General features: G+C 66.3%; 14 protein-coding genes and 3 tRNA genes. 3 read left to right on the top strand and 14 right to left on the bottom strand.

Features of this window, described 5'->3' with window-relative positions; translation table 11 throughout:
* Positions 1 to 693: 693 nt before the first annotated feature.
* Together NN2_RS18865 and NN2_RS18860 are read right to left on the bottom strand one after the other, a co-directional pair.
* Positions 694 to 1,701, bottom strand: coding sequence for an adenylate/guanylate cyclase domain-containing protein (locus tag NN2_RS18865; protein ID WP_063015281.1), 1,008 nt, complete (start codon positions 1,699 to 1,701; stop codon positions 694 to 696).
* A gap of 86 nt (positions 1,702 to 1,787) precedes the next feature.
* The gene (locus NN2_RS18860; protein ID WP_030516695.1) at positions 1,788 to 2,201 is read right to left on the bottom strand and encodes a DUF7144 family membrane protein; all 414 of its coding nucleotides are present in this window, start codon (positions 2,199 to 2,201) and stop codon (positions 1,788 to 1,790) included.
* Positions 2,202 to 2,407: 206 nt separating this feature from the next.
* On the opposite strand from NN2_RS18860, the gene NN2_RS18855 reads away from it, so the two are divergent.
* Positions 2,408 to 2,638 carry a DUF8691 family protein gene (locus NN2_RS18855; RefSeq protein WP_063015280.1) on the top strand — a complete coding sequence of 77 codons (231 nt, stop codon included), beginning with the start codon at positions 2,408 to 2,410 and terminating at the stop codon, positions 2,636 to 2,638.
* A gap of 49 nt (positions 2,639 to 2,687) precedes the next feature.
* Here NN2_RS18855 and NN2_RS18850 read toward each other — a convergent pair whose 3' ends face one another.
* Positions 2,688 to 3,800: an AI-2E family transporter gene (locus NN2_RS18850; protein WP_063015279.1), complete on the bottom strand. Its 1,113-nt coding sequence runs from the start codon at positions 3,798 to 3,800 to the stop codon at positions 2,688 to 2,690.
* A 316-nt stretch (positions 3,801 to 4,116) separates the two neighbouring features.
* Between NN2_RS18850 and NN2_RS18845 the strand changes: the two genes are divergently transcribed.
* Positions 4,117 to 6,678, top strand: coding sequence for a winged helix-turn-helix domain-containing protein (locus NN2_RS18845; RefSeq protein ID WP_063015278.1), 2,562 nt, complete (start codon positions 4,117 to 4,119; stop codon positions 6,676 to 6,678).
* Here the strand turns inward: NN2_RS18845 and NN2_RS18840 are convergent.
* From NN2_RS18840 to NN2_RS18820, 5 genes are all read right to left on the bottom strand, one after another.
* Positions 6,612 to 7,037, bottom strand: a complete 426-nt coding sequence (locus NN2_RS18840) for a hypothetical protein (protein WP_174554987.1) — start codon at positions 7,035 to 7,037, stop codon at positions 6,612 to 6,614. The two genes, NN2_RS18845 and NN2_RS18840, sit on opposite strands and share 67 nt — an antisense overlap.
* Positions 7,038 to 7,219: 182 nt before the next feature.
* The gene (locus NN2_RS18835) at positions 7,220 to 8,776 is read right to left on the bottom strand and encodes an FAD-dependent monooxygenase (protein ID WP_156511369.1); all 1,557 of its coding nucleotides are present in this window, start codon (positions 8,774 to 8,776) and stop codon (positions 7,220 to 7,222) included.
* Positions 8,777 to 8,842: 66 nt separating this feature from the next.
* A complete protein-coding gene (locus NN2_RS18830; RefSeq protein ID WP_369689964.1) occupies positions 8,843 to 9,889 on the bottom strand; it encodes a lipocalin-like domain-containing protein in 1,047 nt (348 codons plus the stop codon).
* 12 nt (positions 9,890 to 9,901) lie between these two features.
* A complete protein-coding gene (locus NN2_RS18825; RefSeq protein ID WP_063015276.1) occupies positions 9,902 to 11,158 on the bottom strand; it encodes an oxygenase MpaB family protein in 1,257 nt (418 codons plus the stop codon).
* A 1-nt stretch (position 11,159) separates the two neighbouring features.
* Positions 11,160 to 12,953 carry a multicopper oxidase family protein gene (locus tag NN2_RS18820; protein ID WP_063015275.1) on the bottom strand — a complete coding sequence of 598 codons (1,794 nt, stop codon included), beginning with the start codon at positions 12,951 to 12,953 and terminating at the stop codon, positions 11,160 to 11,162.
* A gap of 178 nt (positions 12,954 to 13,131) precedes the next feature.
* On the opposite strand from NN2_RS18820, the gene NN2_RS18815 reads away from it, so the two are divergent.
* Positions 13,132 to 13,770: a TetR/AcrR family transcriptional regulator gene (locus NN2_RS18815; protein WP_063910804.1), complete on the top strand. Its 639-nt coding sequence runs from the start codon at positions 13,132 to 13,134 to the stop codon at positions 13,768 to 13,770.
* A gap of 75 nt (positions 13,771 to 13,845) precedes the next feature.
* On the opposite strand, the gene NN2_RS18810 is transcribed toward NN2_RS18815, so the two are convergent.
* From NN2_RS18810 to gyrA, 6 genes are all read right to left on the bottom strand, one after another.
* Positions 13,846 to 13,918 (bottom strand) — tRNA-Ala (locus NN2_RS18810).
* 15 nt (positions 13,919 to 13,933) lie between these two features.
* On the bottom strand, positions 13,934 to 14,041 hold the full coding sequence (locus NN2_RS38190; RefSeq protein WP_218018595.1) for a DLW-39 family protein: 108 nt from the start codon (positions 14,039 to 14,041) through the stop codon (positions 13,934 to 13,936).
* Positions 14,042 to 14,192: 151 nt separating this feature from the next.
* Positions 14,193 to 14,265, bottom strand: a tRNA-Ala gene (locus tag NN2_RS18805).
* 33 nt (positions 14,266 to 14,298) lie between these two features.
* Positions 14,299 to 14,372, bottom strand: a tRNA-Ile gene (locus NN2_RS18800).
* Between the two features lie 151 nt (positions 14,373 to 14,523).
* On the bottom strand, positions 14,524 to 15,498 hold the full coding sequence (locus NN2_RS18795) for a DUF3566 domain-containing protein (RefSeq protein WP_063015274.1): 975 nt from the start codon (positions 15,496 to 15,498) through the stop codon (positions 14,524 to 14,526).
* A 79-nt stretch (positions 15,499 to 15,577) separates the two neighbouring features.
* Positions 15,578 to 18,076 (bottom strand): DNA gyrase subunit A, encoded by a 2,499-nt coding sequence (gyrA, locus tag NN2_RS18790; protein WP_063015273.1) that lies wholly within the window; start codon positions 18,074 to 18,076, stop codon positions 15,578 to 15,580.
* Between the last annotated feature and the right edge of the window lie 61 nt (positions 18,077 to 18,137).

The following is an 18,137-nucleotide window of genomic DNA, read 5'->3' as shown; positions in this document are numbered from 1 at the left end:
GTGGATGTGAGGTTCGCTACTTGCCGTGCAGTATTGCCCACACCACCGACAAGTTCATCCGAATAAACCCATATCGGACATCGACCGAGCGAGGAACCCCGACCGGGCAGAGGGCGGAGGTGGTCGCATCCCGGGGATCCGGCGGTGCTCGGGGGTGCCGGCGGGATGCGACCGACTCGATACTCCCGCGCCCGGCCCCGAAGGTCGCGAGTAGCGCGCTACTCGAGTGCGGCCCGCACGGCTACCTGCCGTGGCGCTCACGGGGCCCCGAGGGTGTGAAAACGCCCACCGTCGTGCGCCGCCACACCCGCACAGCTACCGAATTCGACGCTCGCGAAGGCGCCCCGCCACGCCCGATCGTTTCACGTGGAACAAGTTTATTCCTTTGTGTTACAACGTAATTCACGAATGCCTCCCCGCCGACTATCAACCCTCCGGCAAACCGGACGACGCGCCCCGCAACACGCCAGAGAAAAAAATTCCGAAACTAGCGCCCCTCATGCAGACACAAACGAGAATCGTCGCGTAGGATCAGTCACGTCGGCCCCTCCCCCCCGGGCCGACCCTACGCGGGCCTCGGCTAACTCCCCCCCTTCGCCGAGGCCCGCTTCCAATTCCGGTACTTTTCCGGTCGGCGTCTGCGCCGCCTCCACCCTTGTGCGACAGCGTTTTCGGATCCGACGACAGAGGCGGTCAGCTACCGTTCCGCCGCAGCACGTGCGAACCCAAACGGTTGATTCCGCGCACCCGCACAGTGCGCAGATGCCGCAACGAGAACTCGGGCTCGTCCGCCAATTGTGTTGCCGCGCCGTCGTCCACCAGGACCGTGCCCGGCCGGGCGACTCCGGTCAGCCGCGCCGCGGTATTCACCACCGACCCGTAGAGATCACCGAAACGTTGCAACACTTGGCCGTAAGCCAGCCCGACCCGCAGTTCAGGGGTGGTTCCGGCACTCGTTGTGGCCTCCTGGATCGCCAATGCGATCCGGGCGGCCGCCACCGCCGATTCGGCCGCGAACATCACCTCGTCGCCGACATTCTTGATGGTCCAGCCGCCGTTCGCGGTGATCGCGTTCGTGGTGACGGATTCGAACGACTCCAGCAGATCGTCCAGTTCGTCGGCTTCCAGATGCCGGGTCAGCCGGGTGTAGCCGACCATGTCCGCGAATCCGACGGCCAACTCCCGCAACGTTTCTCCGGTGCCGTCACCGGCCAGCGACCGCGTCAGCGCCGCCGCGAGATGGCGCCGCCACGCGTAGGCCTGCAGTTGCTGCAGCGCCGACACCACCTCGGCGGTCGCCTCCCGGGCGACCTTGTCCTGGTCCACCGCGGGATCGCCCGCCGTGATCGAACGGATCCGGTCGGCGATCTCCTCCGCGACCAGATCGACCTGCCATTCCGCCAGCCGCGCCATCGACTGCCCGAGGGTGCGCGCGGCCGCCTGCTGCCGGCGCACATCGGCGCCGGCCAGCGCGTCGAGACTTCTGAAGTTCCGGACCGCGTTGACATCGCCGTCGGTGAATTCGACCGCGGCGTCGTCCTCATGAGCCGGGAATCCGAGCGAAACCCACAGCCGCCGCGACAGATCGGCCGGTACGCCCGACAGTTCCGCGACCTCGACCCGGTTGTAGCGGCGAGATCCCTCCAGTAGATAGGGCTCGACCACCGACTGAACCAGCTTCGACAGCTCCGGAGAGGCCATAATTCCGACGATACGGATCCCGCAGAGGCCGGGCCGCCGGCTGATTATTTGTCACAGCCGGTTGTCACAGCCCGGCGAAGCGGGGATCAGACGCGGTCCGGGCCGGGCTGCCAGGTGGCGACCGCCCAGATGACCACGACATTCAACGCGATCACCAGGATCGACCATGCCGGGTAGTAGGGCAGCCACAGGAAGTTCGCGAGGATGGACAACGCCGCCAACGTGATTGCCACGATCCGGCCCCACGTGGTGCCGGCCATCAGACCGAGGGCGGCGATGACCAGCAGGATCCCCAGCACGATGTGGATCCATCCCCAGGTCGTGGTGTCGAATTGGTAGACGTAGTCGATGCCCACGACGAAGAGGTTGTCGTTGGCGACCGCCGAAATTCCTTCCAGGATCGAGAGCACACCGACGGTGATCAGCAGGATCGCCGCGCCGATCGATGTTCCGGCGGCGATGCCCTGACGTACGGGATGCTCCTGCGGGGTTGTGGTCATGGCAGAACTCCTTCCCAGCCGAGAGGTCTTCCCCTGAATGTGCCCAGCGCGGTGCGCAATGGCTTCACCCGTGACGGGTGAGTGTCGGACGCCGTCGCCCCGCGGGACCGGTTCGCGGCCGGATCTCGAGCTCATCCCGGGCGGATGAGGCGACTACCAGCGGTTGTGCCCGAGCCTGGAGACGCGCATGCACCCCGGCCGAGGAGGTGAGTTGGTCGTTGTCGATCCGCTATCAGTTCGTCATCGATGGTGAATTGTCCGAACGGGCGCTGGCCGCATTTCCGGAATTGAGCCGCAGCAATCATTCGTCGGCTGGGACGACCACACTGTTCGGCACCCTCTCCGACACCACGGCCATGCGTGGCGTGCTGGCACGCATCGATTCGCTCGGGCTGACACTGCTGGGGATGGCGCAACTGCCCGACTCCGCCGGCTGAACTCGTCGGCTTGGGTCGTCGGCTGGGCCCCAGGTGGGGTCGCCGCCGCCTACGGTTCCTCGTCCGGATCGGGCGCCCGGTCCTGGATCAGCACGTTGACCCACCGCGTGGTCGGATCGATATCGAGCAGCAGCGCCTTCATCAGCAGCGTCAGCGGAATCGCCAGCAGCGCACCGAGCGCGCCCAGGACCCACGACCAGAAAACCAACGACAGGAACGTCACGGTCACGCTGAGGCCGACGGCATCACCCACGAATTTGGGCTGGATGATCGACTGAATCACGAAATTGATCACCGAATAGACGACGATCACCCACAGCATCAGCATCGGGCCGCTGTCGAGCAGCGCCAGCAGCGCCGGCGGAATCAGGCCGATGACGAAGCCGATATTCGGAATGTAGTTGGTGATGAAGGAGAGCAGCGCCCACAGCACCGGAAGCGGCACGCCCATCAACCACAGGGCACCGCCGTCGAAGACGGCGACGATCAAGCCGAAGACCGTGGAAACCACCAGATATTTCCGGGTGCCGATGGCGAATACACCCAGCGCATAAGCGATTTCGGGCCGTGCCTTGGCCACCACCGCCAATTTTCGATCGATCATCATGCCGTCGATCGCCATGAACAGCAGCAGTGCCAGAACGAAAAACAGATTCGAGAAGATTCCGAGCGCGTTGCTCAGTGCGACCGACAGCAGATCGACGACCTTGCCCACATCCAGACCGTTGAGGGCGTTGTGGATCTGCTCGGTGTCCACCCCGAAATCGGCGAGGGTACTCCGCACACCGTTGAGCATGTCGTCGAGTTTGTCGGAGTATTTCGGTAGTTCGGACGCCAATTGCGCGACCGAGAGCACCAGCGCCCCGATCAGTACGAGCAGAATCAGAACGACCAGGAAAAGGGCCGCCACCATCCCGATCCACGGCCGCCAGCCGCGCCGTTGCACCCAGGTCTGCACCGGCTGAACGGCCATGGTCAGCATCAGCGCCAGGAAGGTGGGACCGAGCACGCCTGCGAACGCCTTCATACCCATGACGGCCACCACGGCCCCGGCGACCGAAAGCATCACGATCAGACCGCGCGGTAGCGACCATGTCGCTCCGGACGCGGGCGGCGGAGCTTTTCGCTCGGCCCGCGCGGGCCGATCTCGTCGCAATTGCATCGGAATTACCTCGCCGCCGCAGACCGGTGTGTCGATTCTCCGACCGACACTACGGCTCCGACCGGCCCGTTACGTCCTGCGCCACGGCCGAATTCGACGGCCCGAGACCGATTCGAAATCATGATGGGACGCACATTTTGACCGAATTCAGCAAATGATTAGTGTACGTTTCAGTTTGGAGAAAGCAGGCTTCACCGACACTGCCTTCGGCGAAGGCACAGCTCCGGGAGGCGCTTTGAACGCTTCGCCCAGAACAACGCGATCGCTAGCCGATAGCTCGAACGTTGCCGCCATTCGCAGTGGCCTCCAACTCGGCGTGCCGGAACTCTCCTTCGTACCGCTGTCGCTTCCCGCTGCCCACGCCCGCATCGACGAGGCGGCGGCGACCGGCGCCGGCCAGACCGTATTGATCTGCGCCCCCGCGGGAACCGGCAAGACCGTCCTGGCCGCCGACTGGGTGGCGCGACTGACACCCCGGCATTCCGCCTGCCGGGTGGGCTGGCTGACCTTCACCGGCCGCCGCGGTGAGTCGGCCGATCTGTGGCGTGCGATCGCCGGAGTGCTCGACCTACCCGTCGGATCACCCGACCGGGACCCCACCGGCCCCCTCGCCGAACCGGCGACGCTGGTGGACCGGTTGACCGACCGAGCCGAACCGACCGTTCTGGTCCTCGACGACGCCCACCTGCTGACCGACCCGTTGGCTCTCGCGGGATTGGAATACGTCGTCGAAAACGCACCGCCCACATTGACAACCATCGTCACCGGCCGGTTCGATCCGCCGCTGCGATGGCACGGCCTCGAGCTGAGTGGCCGGCTCACCCGGCTGACGGCGCGCGAACTCGCGCTCGACGACGAACACACCGCGGCCCTGCTCGATCAGCACGACCTCCACCTGAACGCGGCCGATATCGCCGGCATTCAGCGACTGACCTGCGGCTGGGCCGCGTTGGTACGAATAGCCGCGATCTATCTGGCCGCGAATCCGCAGGACCGGCCCACCGCCTTGGCGGCATTGGCCCGCGCACCGCATGCCATCAGCGACTTCCTCGTCGGCGAGCTGCTGGGGGCGTTGCCGGACGATGCGCTGCATTTCCTGCTCGCCACGGCGGTGCCCGAGGAGTTCAGTGTCGCGCTGGCCACGGAGCTGGTCGGCGAATCCGCCCCGGCCACGCTGGAATATCTGCTGCGCAACAATCTGCCGATCACCTGCGTCGCCCGCGACGGCGAACTGTGGCACAGCTACCACCCCATGCTGCGCGCCTATCTGCTCGCCGAAGCCGCACGCTCACTTCCGGACCGGCTGCAGCGCATTCACCGCAGCTGTTCGAAGTGGTTCATCGATGCCCGGATGCCGTCCGCCGCACTGCATCACGTCCTCGCCGTGCCGGGACATCCACAGCTGTCGCGGTTCATCCGCGAACACGGCCCGAGGTTGGTGTTCGGCGGGGACGGGCCGTCCTTCTTCGCCCGATTGGACGACGTCGGCGAACTCGCCGACGATCAATTCGTCCAACTGCTGCGCATCGCCGAGGCCGTGGGCCGCGGAGACGTGGCGGCCTGCACGGCCTACCTGGATCGCCTCGAAGCAGAGCCCTGTTCGGCGTCCGCACTGGTGCCCGCGTCCTGGCTGACCGCGCTGCGCTGCGCCGTGGCCGCCGATGTCGCGGTGCTGACGGGCACCGAACCCGCCGCTCCCGATCCGGCGACGCCCACTCCGACCGGGCATGCCGAACTGGACTGCTACATCATCCTGCAGCTGGCCAACGCGCACCTGCACCGCGGCGATGTCGCGCGCGCGGAATCCGGGCTGTGGCAGGCGCTCGCGCTGGCCGAACATGCCGGACTGGGTCGCTTCGTCGTGCCGGCGGCAACGCGACTGGCGTTGTGCGGTGGTATCGGCGGCCATCTCACGGTGATGTGCAAGCGGGCCGAACATGCCGTGGAGCTCGCCGAGAAATACGGAATGCGAACACATTCCGCGATGACGCACGCACAGGCGATGATCGCGTACGCCCGCTATCTGCAGGGCGATCCGATCGATGTGCACGGCCAGCTACCGCCCGCCACGACGAGCGGCCTGTCTCCCGCGCCGGCCGCCGACCGTCAGGCGCAGGCGATTCTGCGGCTGATCGAATTCGATTCCGCCACAGATCGTTTCCTGGCTGCCGATACGCTGCGGATTCAGCTGCTCGACATGCTCGCCGAACCGACACCGGCGCGCTCCTCGGGCAATCTGGTCCTGCATACGATCCTCGCCCTGCTGCGGATCCAATCCCGCGTCGGCGCACAGACTCTGGTCGAGCGAGCGGTCGCGGTACTGGGCCATACGCCCGAGGTCGTGCTGGCGCAGGCATGCCTGTCGGAGTATGCGCAGACCTCGTCGACGACACTCGAGCTGCTCCAGCCACTGCTGCGCCGGACCGACGGACTGCCCCCGCTCACCTCCGTCACGGCATGGCTCCTGTATGCCTCCGCGGCCGCCCATCTGGACCGCCCGGTCAAGGCCTACGAGGCGGTGGCGCAGGCGCTGACTCACGCCGCCGACGACCGGATCGTGCGCCCGTTCCTGGAGGTGCCGGGAACCGTTGCGTTACTGGACGGTTCGGTCGGCCGCTTCGGTCACCACGACCGGCTGGTCGATCTGATCCGGTCGCACCCGTCGGCTCGCGGCGCGGCGCACAATCCAGGATTGACCGAAACCGAGATGTCGGTGTTGCGCCAGTTGCCGTCCGGGATGACGACGCTCAATATCGCCGAGGGCATGGGCGTTTCGATCAACACCGTCAAAACACACTTGCGCGGGATTTATCACAAGCTGAGCAGCGGTTCCCGGGCCGAGGCCATCGCGCGGGCGCGCGAGCTCGGTTTGATCTGATCGGAATCTCCGGATTCGCCGAGGAATTCGCCGATCGCGGGCCAGATCGAGCCGGCCGCGTCGGGACCCACCATCAGGCCCAGATGTCCGCCGGTCACCTCCGCGAATCGCACGTCGGCGGCACCGGTGAGCAGCTCGACTCCGCGGCGGGTGGACCGGGCGGGCACGAGCATATCGGTGCGGCTGCCGATCAGCAGGACCCGGCAGGTCAGTTTCGACAGATCCACGACGAGATCCGAGCGCAGTCGAATCACGCCGTCCGCCAGCTCGTTTCGCAACACCAGACTGTGATAGATCTGCCACAGCGAACGGCCGAGATAACCGGGCATCGGCGCCATGAAGCGGTCGACCGCTTCCATCCGGGCCAGCGCTTCGGTATCGGCGGCATGCCGCGCGATGAACAGCGGACGTCCCGCAGCACGCGCCGGACCACACCGGCACCTCGACGAACGATAGCTCTGCGATCGTAGGCAAGCAGCACATCTGCCCGCTACGCGCAGTCACATATAACACGCCCGAACGAGCCGACGAGAAATCCCGCTCACCGGCCGAACCAGCGAGTCAGCGCGGTCGTCAAACCTTCGGTGCCGTCGGTGGCGGCCCAGGCGACGTAGCCGTCCGGACGGACGAGCACGCCGGCCGCATCGCGGGAGCCGGGCACGTCCGAGGCGTCCAACGGCTTCGCCGTGACGATCCGGATCCGGTCCTGCCACGGCGCCGCCGCGGCGCGCAGCTGCGCGGAGTCGGCGAAATCGAACAGCACACCCTGACCGGTGGCGAAGTGCTCCGCCACGCGGGTCCCGTCGGACAGATCGCGATCGGGAGCGATGGTGCCGATCAGCTCGTGGTCGCCGCCCAGATGATAGCGGTGCAGCACACCGGAAATCCGCTTGAACACGGCGGTCGCGCCGTCGCCGGTGGACAGTAGCTCCGACATCACCGCCCGCAGCGCCTTGCTGCGGCGGTCCAGTCGCATGAGCGCGACCTGCGCCCGGGTCCATTCCAGCACCCAGGCGCCGATCGGATACCGCTCGGCGGTGTAGGTGTCCAGGAGCCGCTCGTCCATCCGCCCGTCGACAACCGCGGCGAGCTTCCAGCCCAGGCAGACCGCATCGCCGATTCCGAGATTCAGGCCCTGTCCGCCGAACGGCGAATGCACATGCGCCGCATCACCGGCGAGCAGCACACGGCCCTTGCGGTAGTCCGGCACCTGACGGGTGTTGTCGGTGAACCGGGTGGCGGAATGCACCGCCGAGACCCGCACGGGCGCCCCGGAAACGCGACGCAGGCTCGCCTCCAGCTCGGCGGCCGTGATCGGCGCGTCGCGATCGATCGGCGGTCCGTCGAGTTCCACGGTCAGGAAGCGGCCGGGAGTCGGCCCGTAGACGTAGATGCCGTGCTCGGTATCGTGCCAACCGGGTTGCAGCCCTTCGGTTTCCGACATCTCGACCACCGCCTGCCGTCCGGTGATCTCCGGCCCGATGCCCGGGAAGTCGAAGCCGGCGAGTGTGCGGACGGTACTGCGTCCACCGTCGCAACCCACCAGCCACGAGGCACGTATCACCTCGCCGCCACAGGTCCCGGCACCACCACCCTGGGCGGCCCGGCAGCGCACGGTCACGCCGTCGCCGTGGTCGGTCAGATCGGTCACTTCCACGCCCCGGCGCACCACGACGCCGAGTTCCGCGGCGCGCGCACCGAGAATCTCCTCGATGCCCTGCTGGCTCACCAGGACGGCCCGGCCCGCTGGCCCCACCCCCGCGAACGCCGGGTCTTCGGCGTCGATCAGGTCGAACGACAACATGATTCCGGCGAAATGTCCCGCGATCGGCGGCCGGTTCGCGGCCACCCTCCGGACGTCGAACGCGTTCATCCGCTCGATCGCCGCCTGCTGATGCGCCAGCAACTCGGGCAACAGTCCGCGCCGATCGAAGGCCTGAGCCGTCGGCACATTGATCGCTCCGGCCTTGATGGTCCGATCGATCTCCGTCAGCCGCTCCACGACCAGCACCTCGACCCCGGCCAGCCGCAGTTCACAGGCCAGCATCAGTCCGACCGGGCCCGCACCGGCGACCACCACATCGAATGTCTCGCTCATGACATCGACCCTGCCGCCAACCGCTTGCAGCGTCCTTGCACCGCGGATGCGCGAACCGCGCAAGTCTCAGGTGAGCGCCACCAATTCGTGCAAGGTGGTGCCGGTGCGGCGGACCGGTTCCGCACCGCCGAGCACGGTCAGTTCGAAGGTGGATTCGAATCGGAAATAGCCCGGATGTCCGATCAACTTGTGCGCCAGCGGTTTCAGCAGCCGAGTGCCCACCAGCGGAATATCGTCGAGGAGATCGTGGGCGTGAATCACCCGATCCACTGTCAGCCGCAATTCGACCCGATCGGGTACGCGCAGTTCGATCCACTCCGGATAGCCGCGCCCGGCGGTCGCGTCGAAACGCGCCGGTCCCTCGCGCAGCGTCGTTTCGCCGGTCGAGAGAACGACGCGGTCGTGGTGGGCCAGCATGAGCGGCGCGATCTCGTGCGCGCCGCGTCGCTGCTGGGTCAGCACGTCGGCGAACAGCAGCGAATAGTCCTCCACATACAGCCGCCCCCAGTGCCAGCGCTCGATGATCTTGCGCATATCGCCGACGCCCCAGTTGTGATCGGCGTACCCGCGACCGGTGACGGACCGCTCGACGCCGTCGATGGTCACGGTGCCACTCACCCGTGCGCGCGGCGCGCCGACGACCCAGCCGAAGGAATCACCGCCGCCGAAATGCGTCTCCCCCTTACCGGGCATCCAGCTCGGCAGTTCGTTGTCGAAGCGCAGGTCGAAAACCAAACCGTCCTCGGCCAGTCTCAGGTGATGCGTCGGCAATCCGTCGGGCCGGAATTCGGTGTAGGCCCGGTTGTCTCCGATCCGCACATCACACGACTGCGCGTCGAACGACGCCTGATTGCGGGGATATTTGCGCGAGACCTGCCGACGGGTGCCGTCCGGTTCGTAGACCATCAGCTCGACCCAGGGACGCGCGTGCGGGAAATCCTCCGGGCGGCGTTTGGTGAGGAATCCGACGACGGTATGCCCGCTGTCGAGATGTGCGTCGAAATACCAGTGCTCGAAGGCGAGCGAACTCGCCGCGGGATGCAGTGCGTTGTGGCGCGGTTCGACCGTGGTGAGTTCACCGTCCCGGCGGCCGGGACCGTTCCACGCCTCCACAATGGCTGTCGTTCATCGCCGCAACGCTCCGCTCGCATCGAATTCCGCTTCTCTGCCCTGCATTTGGGCCCGGTACCAGTTCTCCCGGTGCCGCACCATCACCTTCTCGTGCACCCGCCCGACCGGCGGTATCCGGCGCACGAATTCCATCGCGGTGATGAGCGGAAACCGCAGCACCGGAATCAGCAACCAGGGAAAGGCCGGGGGCATACGGTATTTGCGCCGCGTGCCCGGCGCCATGTACATCGCCGAATACACGGAGTTGATGCGGTAGTTGTAGGCGGCGCGCAGCCGGCTCACGCCGCGGTGTTCGGGACGGGGAGCGAACGCGGCGGGATAGGACTCGATCAATTCCGCGGCGTGCGCACCGGCGTCGTAGGAACGCGAGGCGATGGTCATCGCCAGCACCCGCAGCGAGTCGACCACGGTTTCCGGATGCCACTGCAACCGCACGCCCAGCAGATATCCCATGTACTTCTGAAAGTGCAGCAGCGCACGGATTTCCGACGGCGTCGTCTGATATCCCAGCGCCCACAGCCCGAGGCCGGGTGTCACACTGCCCGCGATCAGGGTCAGCAACTGATAGGTCTGGCTGATCGGCAGCCCCCACTTGTCGATATCCCATTCGGGATGGCCGGCCACCCGTGCCCGCACCGACACGTGCATCACCCGGACCTTGAGCGCGGTGGCGCGCCCGGTCGACCCCGGGGTGAGCAGCGCATTCGGCTGCGAGACGTCCATCCAGAATCGGCAGGTCTCCAAATACCTGCGCAGCGCACTGTTTCCGGCATATCCGCCCGCCAGCGACAGCGGAGTCGCGACCGCCGATTCGGTGTACATCTCCAGTGTTTCCGCACCCGCGAAGCTGAACAGCATGGTGCCCCAGCGCCGCCAGATGGCCGCGCCCTGTTCGACCAATTCGGGACGCACCCACTCGGGCACGGTGTCGAATTCGGCGAACAGTTCGCGCATCGAATCCGGCGCCTCGGGAACGGCATCGATCCCCTCGGCCAAGGCCCGGTCCAGCAGTGCGCGGCCCTGTGCCGAACCACCGGGACCGTGCATCACCTCGGCGACGAATCGTTCGGCGACCGGATCACCGGCGAACAGATCCTCGGTGAGAGCCCGGGCCTGCTCGTCGGTGGGAAAGAGTTCGGCCCCGGTCACTTTCCGCACGATCGCTTCCAAGCGCTGCACGGCGGGCTGCTGCTTCGCCTCCCAATACCGGAAAGCGCTGGGGCATTTCAGGGTTCGTATCTGTGTCGTCATTTCACCGCACCGTTCGGAATCGCAGCATCATGTCGTGGTCCTCGTGATCGAGCAGATGGCAGTGCCAGACGAAGCCGCGCAGATCCGAATCCCGATGCGCGGCATGCTCCGCCGAATGCGCCGCACCCGGCATGGGCGCGGTGAGTCCGGTAAAGGGCGCGTCGGGATCGAATCCGAGTTCGTCGGCGGTCGGAAATCGCACCACGATCCGGGTGACGGTGCCGCCGTCGACTCGCACCACATCCTTACGGCCGCTCTCCCACGGCGCCGGCGGCTGCGGCGGCCCGGCCAGGAAGCCCTCCGGATCGGGAGTCCACCGGGTGCCGATCGCCGGTTGGGGATGAGCGAGTTGGTAATCCACAGTGCGCAGCGGCGTACGGCTCAGGATGCGGAAATCCACCAGGTGGATGTGGATGGGATGGGGATCGGGCGTGATGTTGACGATGTTCCACACCTCGGTCGTGCCCTGCCGCGGCATTTCGATATCCGGATCCGAATAGCGCAGGTTGTTCAACGACATGATCGCGGGCGGCATCCGCAGTTCGTACGGCTGGCTGACCGTGAGGGTCCGCGACAGAGTCGGCACCGGCACCGGCGGCAGCGGCGCGGGCTGTCGCGGTCCACCGCGCAGCGTCTGCGGGACCGGCCCGCGCAACCCCGCGCGATCCTCGGCGCGGAAGCGGCAGAACACCGGCATCGCGACCTCGCCCAGGATCGACGCCTGGAACACCGGTGCTTCGTCGTTGCATAGTTCGACCGTCTCCCCCGGCGCGAGCTCGGCGAAATCCACCAGGAGATCCACCCGTTCGGCCGGAGCGAGTCGTAGATTGCGTACCGGCACCGGCGCATCCAGCAGTCCGTGGTCGTTTCCGATCACCCAGAACCGCATCCGATTGCCGAAGAACAGATTCCACGTACTGAACGAGGCGGCATTGATCGCACGGAACCGATACAGCCCGCGCGCGACCGGCAGCTGTGGCCACACCACCCCGTTCACCACTCCGACGTCGCCGACCGCACCGCCTTCCCACGAACCCGGTGGCACCACCGCGGTCGAGCGCAGACTCTGGCGGCCGTCGGGGGCGAACAACTTCTCCTGCAGCACCAGGGGTATCTCGAACTCCCCCGCCGGCAGTCCGAGCGGATTGTCCGGAGCTCCCGTGTCGAATTCGTCGCGCAGCAGCATCATGCCGGTCAATCCGGCGTAGACATTCGCCCGCGTGATCCCCATCGCGTGGTCGTGGTACCAGAGGTGACCGGCCGACTGCCGCAGCGGGAAGTCGTGATCGAGGTGTTGTCCCGGCATGACCAGTTGTTCCGGGTGCCCATCACTGGCGGGCGGAGTCACTCCACCGTGCAAATGCAGCGAGGCGGGAACCGTGGTCCGGTAGCTCTCCGGCACCCCGTGCAGGGTGGTGTCGATATCGGCCGCGAACGGATGAGCGCCGAGCCGGTTGCGGAACCGGACAGTCAGCGGTCGGCCGGCTTCGTGTTCGACGGTCGGGCCCAGATAGGTCTGATCGTTGTATCCGAAGGCGGGCACCGCGGGCATATCGCGGTGAAATCGATGGCTGGTGGTGGTCGCGACAAGGTCCAGGTGACTGCCGGTGACGACGGGCGGCCGCGGGAGTTCGTCCACGAAAGGCTGCATAGGGGGCGAGTGGAACAACAGCGGGCTCTCGAATCCGCCCGGCACGGGATCGGCCGTGACTGTCGCCGCGCGCCCGGCCACCGCGGCCGTCAGACCTGCGCCGATACCGCGCAGCATCGCACGGCGGCCGATCGGTCGATTCATCCCTCGCACCTTCCGAGGTGACATCGATCGTCACCCGTCGCAGCGACCATACCATTGAGTACAGTAGACGGTACTCGTTTGAACGGTGCGAGGAGGTGGGCCGTGCGCATGTCGAATCCACAGCGGGCCGGCTCCCCTACGATCGGGTTATGGACCTGGGCGACTCGGCGGTGAATGGATGACGGCACCGAAGAAGGCCCCGGTCACGTCCAAGAAGGCGGTGTCCGGAAAGGCGGCCTCCAGAAAAGCGGAGGCACAACATCGCAACCGCCGTCAGACGACGCGGCTGTCGTACGACGACTGGGTGAACGGCGCGTTGGATCTCCTCGCGCGCGAGGGTGTGACCGCGATCCGGATTCCCCGGCTGTGCGAGGAACTGGGCGTCACCAAGGGTAGTTTCTACTGGCATTTCGACGATCTCGAACAACTGATGGCCGCGATGGCCGACCGGTGGGGCGAAATGCAGAGTGAGGCGGTCCGGGCCCTCGCCGCCTTGGATTCGATTCCGGTCGAGTCCCGCATCGAACAGATGGCGGCCATGCTGGTGGATCCGCAGCACTGGATGGTGGAGGCCTCGGTGCGGGAGTGGTCACGCACCGACGACACGGTGGCGGCGGCGGTCCGGGCACTGGATCAGCGCATCTTCCGGACCGTGCAGACGGCGATGCTCGATCTGGGTTTCGAGCCGGGACAGGCGCGGCTGCGCGCGGGCGCGATGGTGTATCTGGGGATCGGGCTGATCCACGGCCGCGACAATCTGCCGACCCCGACACCGGAGGAAGTGCAGGCGGTCATCGACCTGCTGGCCCGGCCGTGAATTTGTGGAGCTGTGGGGTTTTGTGGAGCTGTGGGGTTTTGTGGAGCTGCGGGGTTTGTGGAGCTGCGGGGTTTGTGGAGCCTAGGGGAATCGAACCCCTAACCCCTGCCTTGCAAAGGCAGTGCTCTGCCAATTGAGCTAAGGCCCCGGTGAGCGTGGCGGCTCAGCGCGCGGTCACCTCGTGCCACAGATCCGCCTCGCTCCGCTTGCGAACCTTGGTGACGGCGAAGACAACTGCGGCAATGGCACCGATCGTCAGAAGAAGTTTCATGCCGTCCACCCTACTGTGCCGCGACCGCCCCAGCAGCCACGGCTTCCGGCATCGACGACGCGGTACCGGCAGCGCTGCGTGAGGTGTATCGGCGCGACAGGAACCGGCGAGAGAGACGGATCGGATCCCCCCGGATCGTGAGAAGAAGAAGTGGAGCCTAGGGGAATCGAACCCCTAACCCCTGCCTTGCAAAGGCAGTGCTCTGCCAATTGAGCTAAGGCCCCCTCGGCCGTCGTCGACGACCAGGTATGCGAATGTGGGCCTAGGAGGACTTGAACCTCCGACCTCTTCGTTATCAGCGAAGCGCTCTAACCGCCTGAGCTATAGGCCCGTAGTGTTCGTCTCGACTCGACATGCTGTCGTGACTGACTCGGTAGAGACTACACAACCCCCCGATTGCTCTCCAAAACGCCTGGTCAAAGCACCCATAAAGCACGAACGGCCGGTCCGGTGAGAACCGGCCGGCCGTTCGTCGCGGAGCGTCAGTCCGGATCGGCCAGCGTCACCTGCACGCCGCCCACCAGATCGGTGCACTGGTTGTAGATGAAGACACCCACCGTCGAGAGCGCGGTGAACAGCACCACGTTGATCAGGCCGATGACGGCCGCGTATCCGAATACGCTGCCGGCGTCGATGATCGTCGTCGCCGACGAGTTGTTGTCGTTCACCATGTCGGTGAAGGTGCTGTTCAGGCGGTCCCACACACCCATGCCGGAGAGCACGATGTAGAGGAATCCGACGGCCAGCATCCACACGAAGAACATGGCGACGCTGATCACCAGCGAAACCTTCAACGTCGACCACGGGTCGATATGGCGCACCTGCACGGTCGCGCGCAACGGCTCACCGCTGGTCACCGCCTGGGCGACCGCCGCCTGCGCGGCCGGCGAGACGGTCGGCGCCGCGGTCTTCACCGCCATCGGAACCGACTGTGCCGCACCGGCGTCCGCCTGCGGCAGCGGATGCCGCAGATCCGACAGATCGGGCAGATCCTTGATCAGTTCCGGACGGGCGATGCTGCGGGTCGGTCCGTCGATGCCGACGGATTTCACCATCGCCGCTTCCTTGCGCGCCGCCTTGGCCGCGAGGTCGGTGGTGGTACGGGCGTTCTTAACCCCGCCGCCGAGTCCGGTCTGGGGGTTCGCCCGGCCCTGCACGGGAGCCTGGCCGGGGCGATTCAGATTCGACTGCGGCTCCCGCTGCGGCAGCTGCGACCAACCCTCCTCGAAGCGAGAACCACCACGACCCTCACCGGCCTCGGCGGCCTCCGGCGCCGCAGCGCCGGATTTCGCGGAATCGCCCTGCGACTCGGGGTTTGCGGACGAACTACCCGAGCCGTTGTCGGCCGACGACCCGGACCGCGGCGCCGGCCGCGGCGGAATCGGTGACGGTGCGATCCGCTCGGTCACACCGTTGGCGTGGTTTCGCTCGTCGTTCGGCTGATTCGGAGTGGTCAATGCAGAATCCTTCGATCCGTCGTGGCGCCGCTGCTTGTGGAGAAATTACCGCTTCCAGAACCTAACGCTAATCCGAGCCTCAGGCCTCTTCTTCCCCGGAAACCTGGTCGGGCTCATCGGCGTTACGCGCGATCGCGAGCAAGGTATCGCCCTCGCCGAGGTTCATCAAACGCACGCCCTTGGTCTGCCGGCCCGCCTTGCGTACCTGATTCGCCGCCGTCCGGATGACACCGCCGCCGGACGTGATGGCATAGAGCTCGTCATCGTTGTCGACGATGAGCGCTCCTACCAGACTGCCACGCTTCGGGTCGTACTGAATCGTCAACACACCTTTACCGCCGCGGCCCTGCGCGGTGTACTCCTCGATCGCGGTGCGCTTGGAGTATCCGCCCGCGGTCGCGACCAGCAGATAGGTGCCGTCTCGAACCACGTTGAGCGACAACAGCTCATCGTCGGCGTTGAAGCGCATACCCTGCACGCCCGAGGTGGCGCGGCCCATGGGACGCAGCACCTCGTCGTTGGCGGTGAACCGGATCGACTGTCCGTGCGCGGACACCAGCAGCAGATCGTCGTCGGCCGAACACAGTGCGGCGCCGACCAATTCGTCACCGTCGCGCAGGTTCACCGCGACGATGCCACCGGTGCGGTTGGAGTCGAAGTCGGTCAGTTTCGACTTCTTCACCAGGCCGTTGCGGGTGGCCAGCACCAGGTAGGGGGCGTCCTCGTAGGTCTTGATCCGGATGACCTGGGCGATCTTCTCCTCCGGCTGGAACGCCAGCAGGTTGGCCACGTGCTGGCCGCGCGCGGTGCGGTTGGCCTCGGGCAGCTCGTAGGCCTTGGCCCGGTAGACCCGGCCGAGGTTGGTGAAGAACAGCAGCCAGTCGTGGGTCGAGGTCACGAAGAAGTGCTTGACCAGATCGTCCTGCTTGAGGCCGGCGCCCTGCACGCCCTTGCCGCCGCGCTTCTGGCTGCGGTACAGGTCGGTCTTGGTGCGCTTGGCGTAGCCGGTCGCGGTGATGGTGACCACGACGTCCTCGCGAGCGATCAGATCTTCGTCGGCGACGTCACCGTCGGCCGCGACGATCTTGGTGCGGCGGTCGTCGCCGTACTTCTCGACGATTTCGGCCAGTTCGTCGCGCACGATGGCACGCTGACGCTCCGGCTTCTCCAGAATGTCCTTCAAATCGGCGATCTCGGCCTCGATGCGGGCCAATTCGTCGACGATCTTCTGCCGCTCCAGGGCCGACAGGCGCCGCAGCTGCATGTCGAGGATGGCGGTCGCCTGGATCTCGTCGATCTCGAGCAGTTCCATCAGGCCGGTGCGCGCGGTGTCGGTGTTGGCCGAACGCCGGATGAGGGCGATGACCTCGTCGAGCATGTCCAGCGCCTTGACCAGGCCGCGCAGGATGTGCGCCCGCTCCTCGGCCTTGCGCAGCAGGTAGCGGGTGCGCCGGACGATGACGTCCAACTGGTGATCGACGTAGAGCCGGATCATCTGGTCCAGCCGCAGCGTGCGCGGTACGCCGTCGACGATCGACAGCATGTTGGCGCCGAAGCTGGTCTGCAGCTGGGTGTGCTTGTAGAGGTTGTTCAGCACCACCTTCGCCACGGCATCGCGCTTGACCGTGACCACGATCCGCATGCCCGCGCGGTCGGAGGACTCGTCGTGGATATCGGAGATACCCGCGATCTTGCCGTCCTTGACCTGCTCGGCGATCGAGTTGATGAAGTTGTCGGTGTTGACCTGGTACGGGAGCTCGGTGATGACGATCGTGGTGCGACCCCGATTGTCCTCTTCGATCTCGACCACACCGCGCATCCGGATGGAGCCGCGACCGGTGGTGTAGGCGTCGTGGATGCCCTGGCTTCCGACGATCAGGCCGTAGGTCGGGAAGTCCGGTCCCTTGACGCGCTCCATGCACGCCGCGAGGGTGGTCTCCTCGTCGGCGTCGTAGTTGTCCAGCGCCCAGTAGATGGCATCCGCCAGCTCGTTCAGGTTGTGCGGCGGGATATTGGTCGCCATACCGACGGCGATGCCGTTGGACCCGTTCATCAACAGGTTCGGCACCCGGCTGGGGAGAACCACGGGCTCCTGGGAGCGGCCGTCGTAGTTCGGCGTGAAATCGACCGTCTCGTGATCGATCTCGCGGAGCAGTTCCATCGCCAGCGGGGTGAGCCGGCATTCGGTGTACCGCATGGCGGCGGCACCGTCGTTACCGCGGGAACCGAAGTTGCCCTGGCCGTCGACCAGCGGATACCGCAGCGACCACGGCTGCGCCATGCGCACGAGGGTGTCGTAGATCGAGGCGTCGCCGTGCGGGTGGTAGTTACCCATGGTCTCGGCGACCGGGCGCGCGGATTTCACGTAGCCGCGGTCGGGCCGGTAGCCGTTGTCGTACATCGCGTAGAGCACGCGCCGGTGCACCGGCTTGAGCCCGTCGCGCACATCCGGCAGCGCGCGGCCCACGATCACGCTCATCGCGTAATCGATGTAGCTGCTCTGCATTTCGTTCTGAATGTCGACCGGCTCGATCCGGTCGCCCGCACCACCGTTGGGCGGCAGCGTGGTCTCGGTCATGAAGTCTCCTTAGAGGGCCTGTGCATAGGGCTCGGCATGTGGACGGGCGCGCAGTGTGCTG

This window comes from Nocardia nova NBRC 15556, assembly GCF_001613005.1.
In the GTDB taxonomy this organism is placed as follows: Bacteria; Actinomycetota; Actinomycetes; order Mycobacteriales; family Mycobacteriaceae; genus Nocardia; species Nocardia nova.
This window is presented reverse-complemented; position numbering and strand designations above follow the sequence as displayed.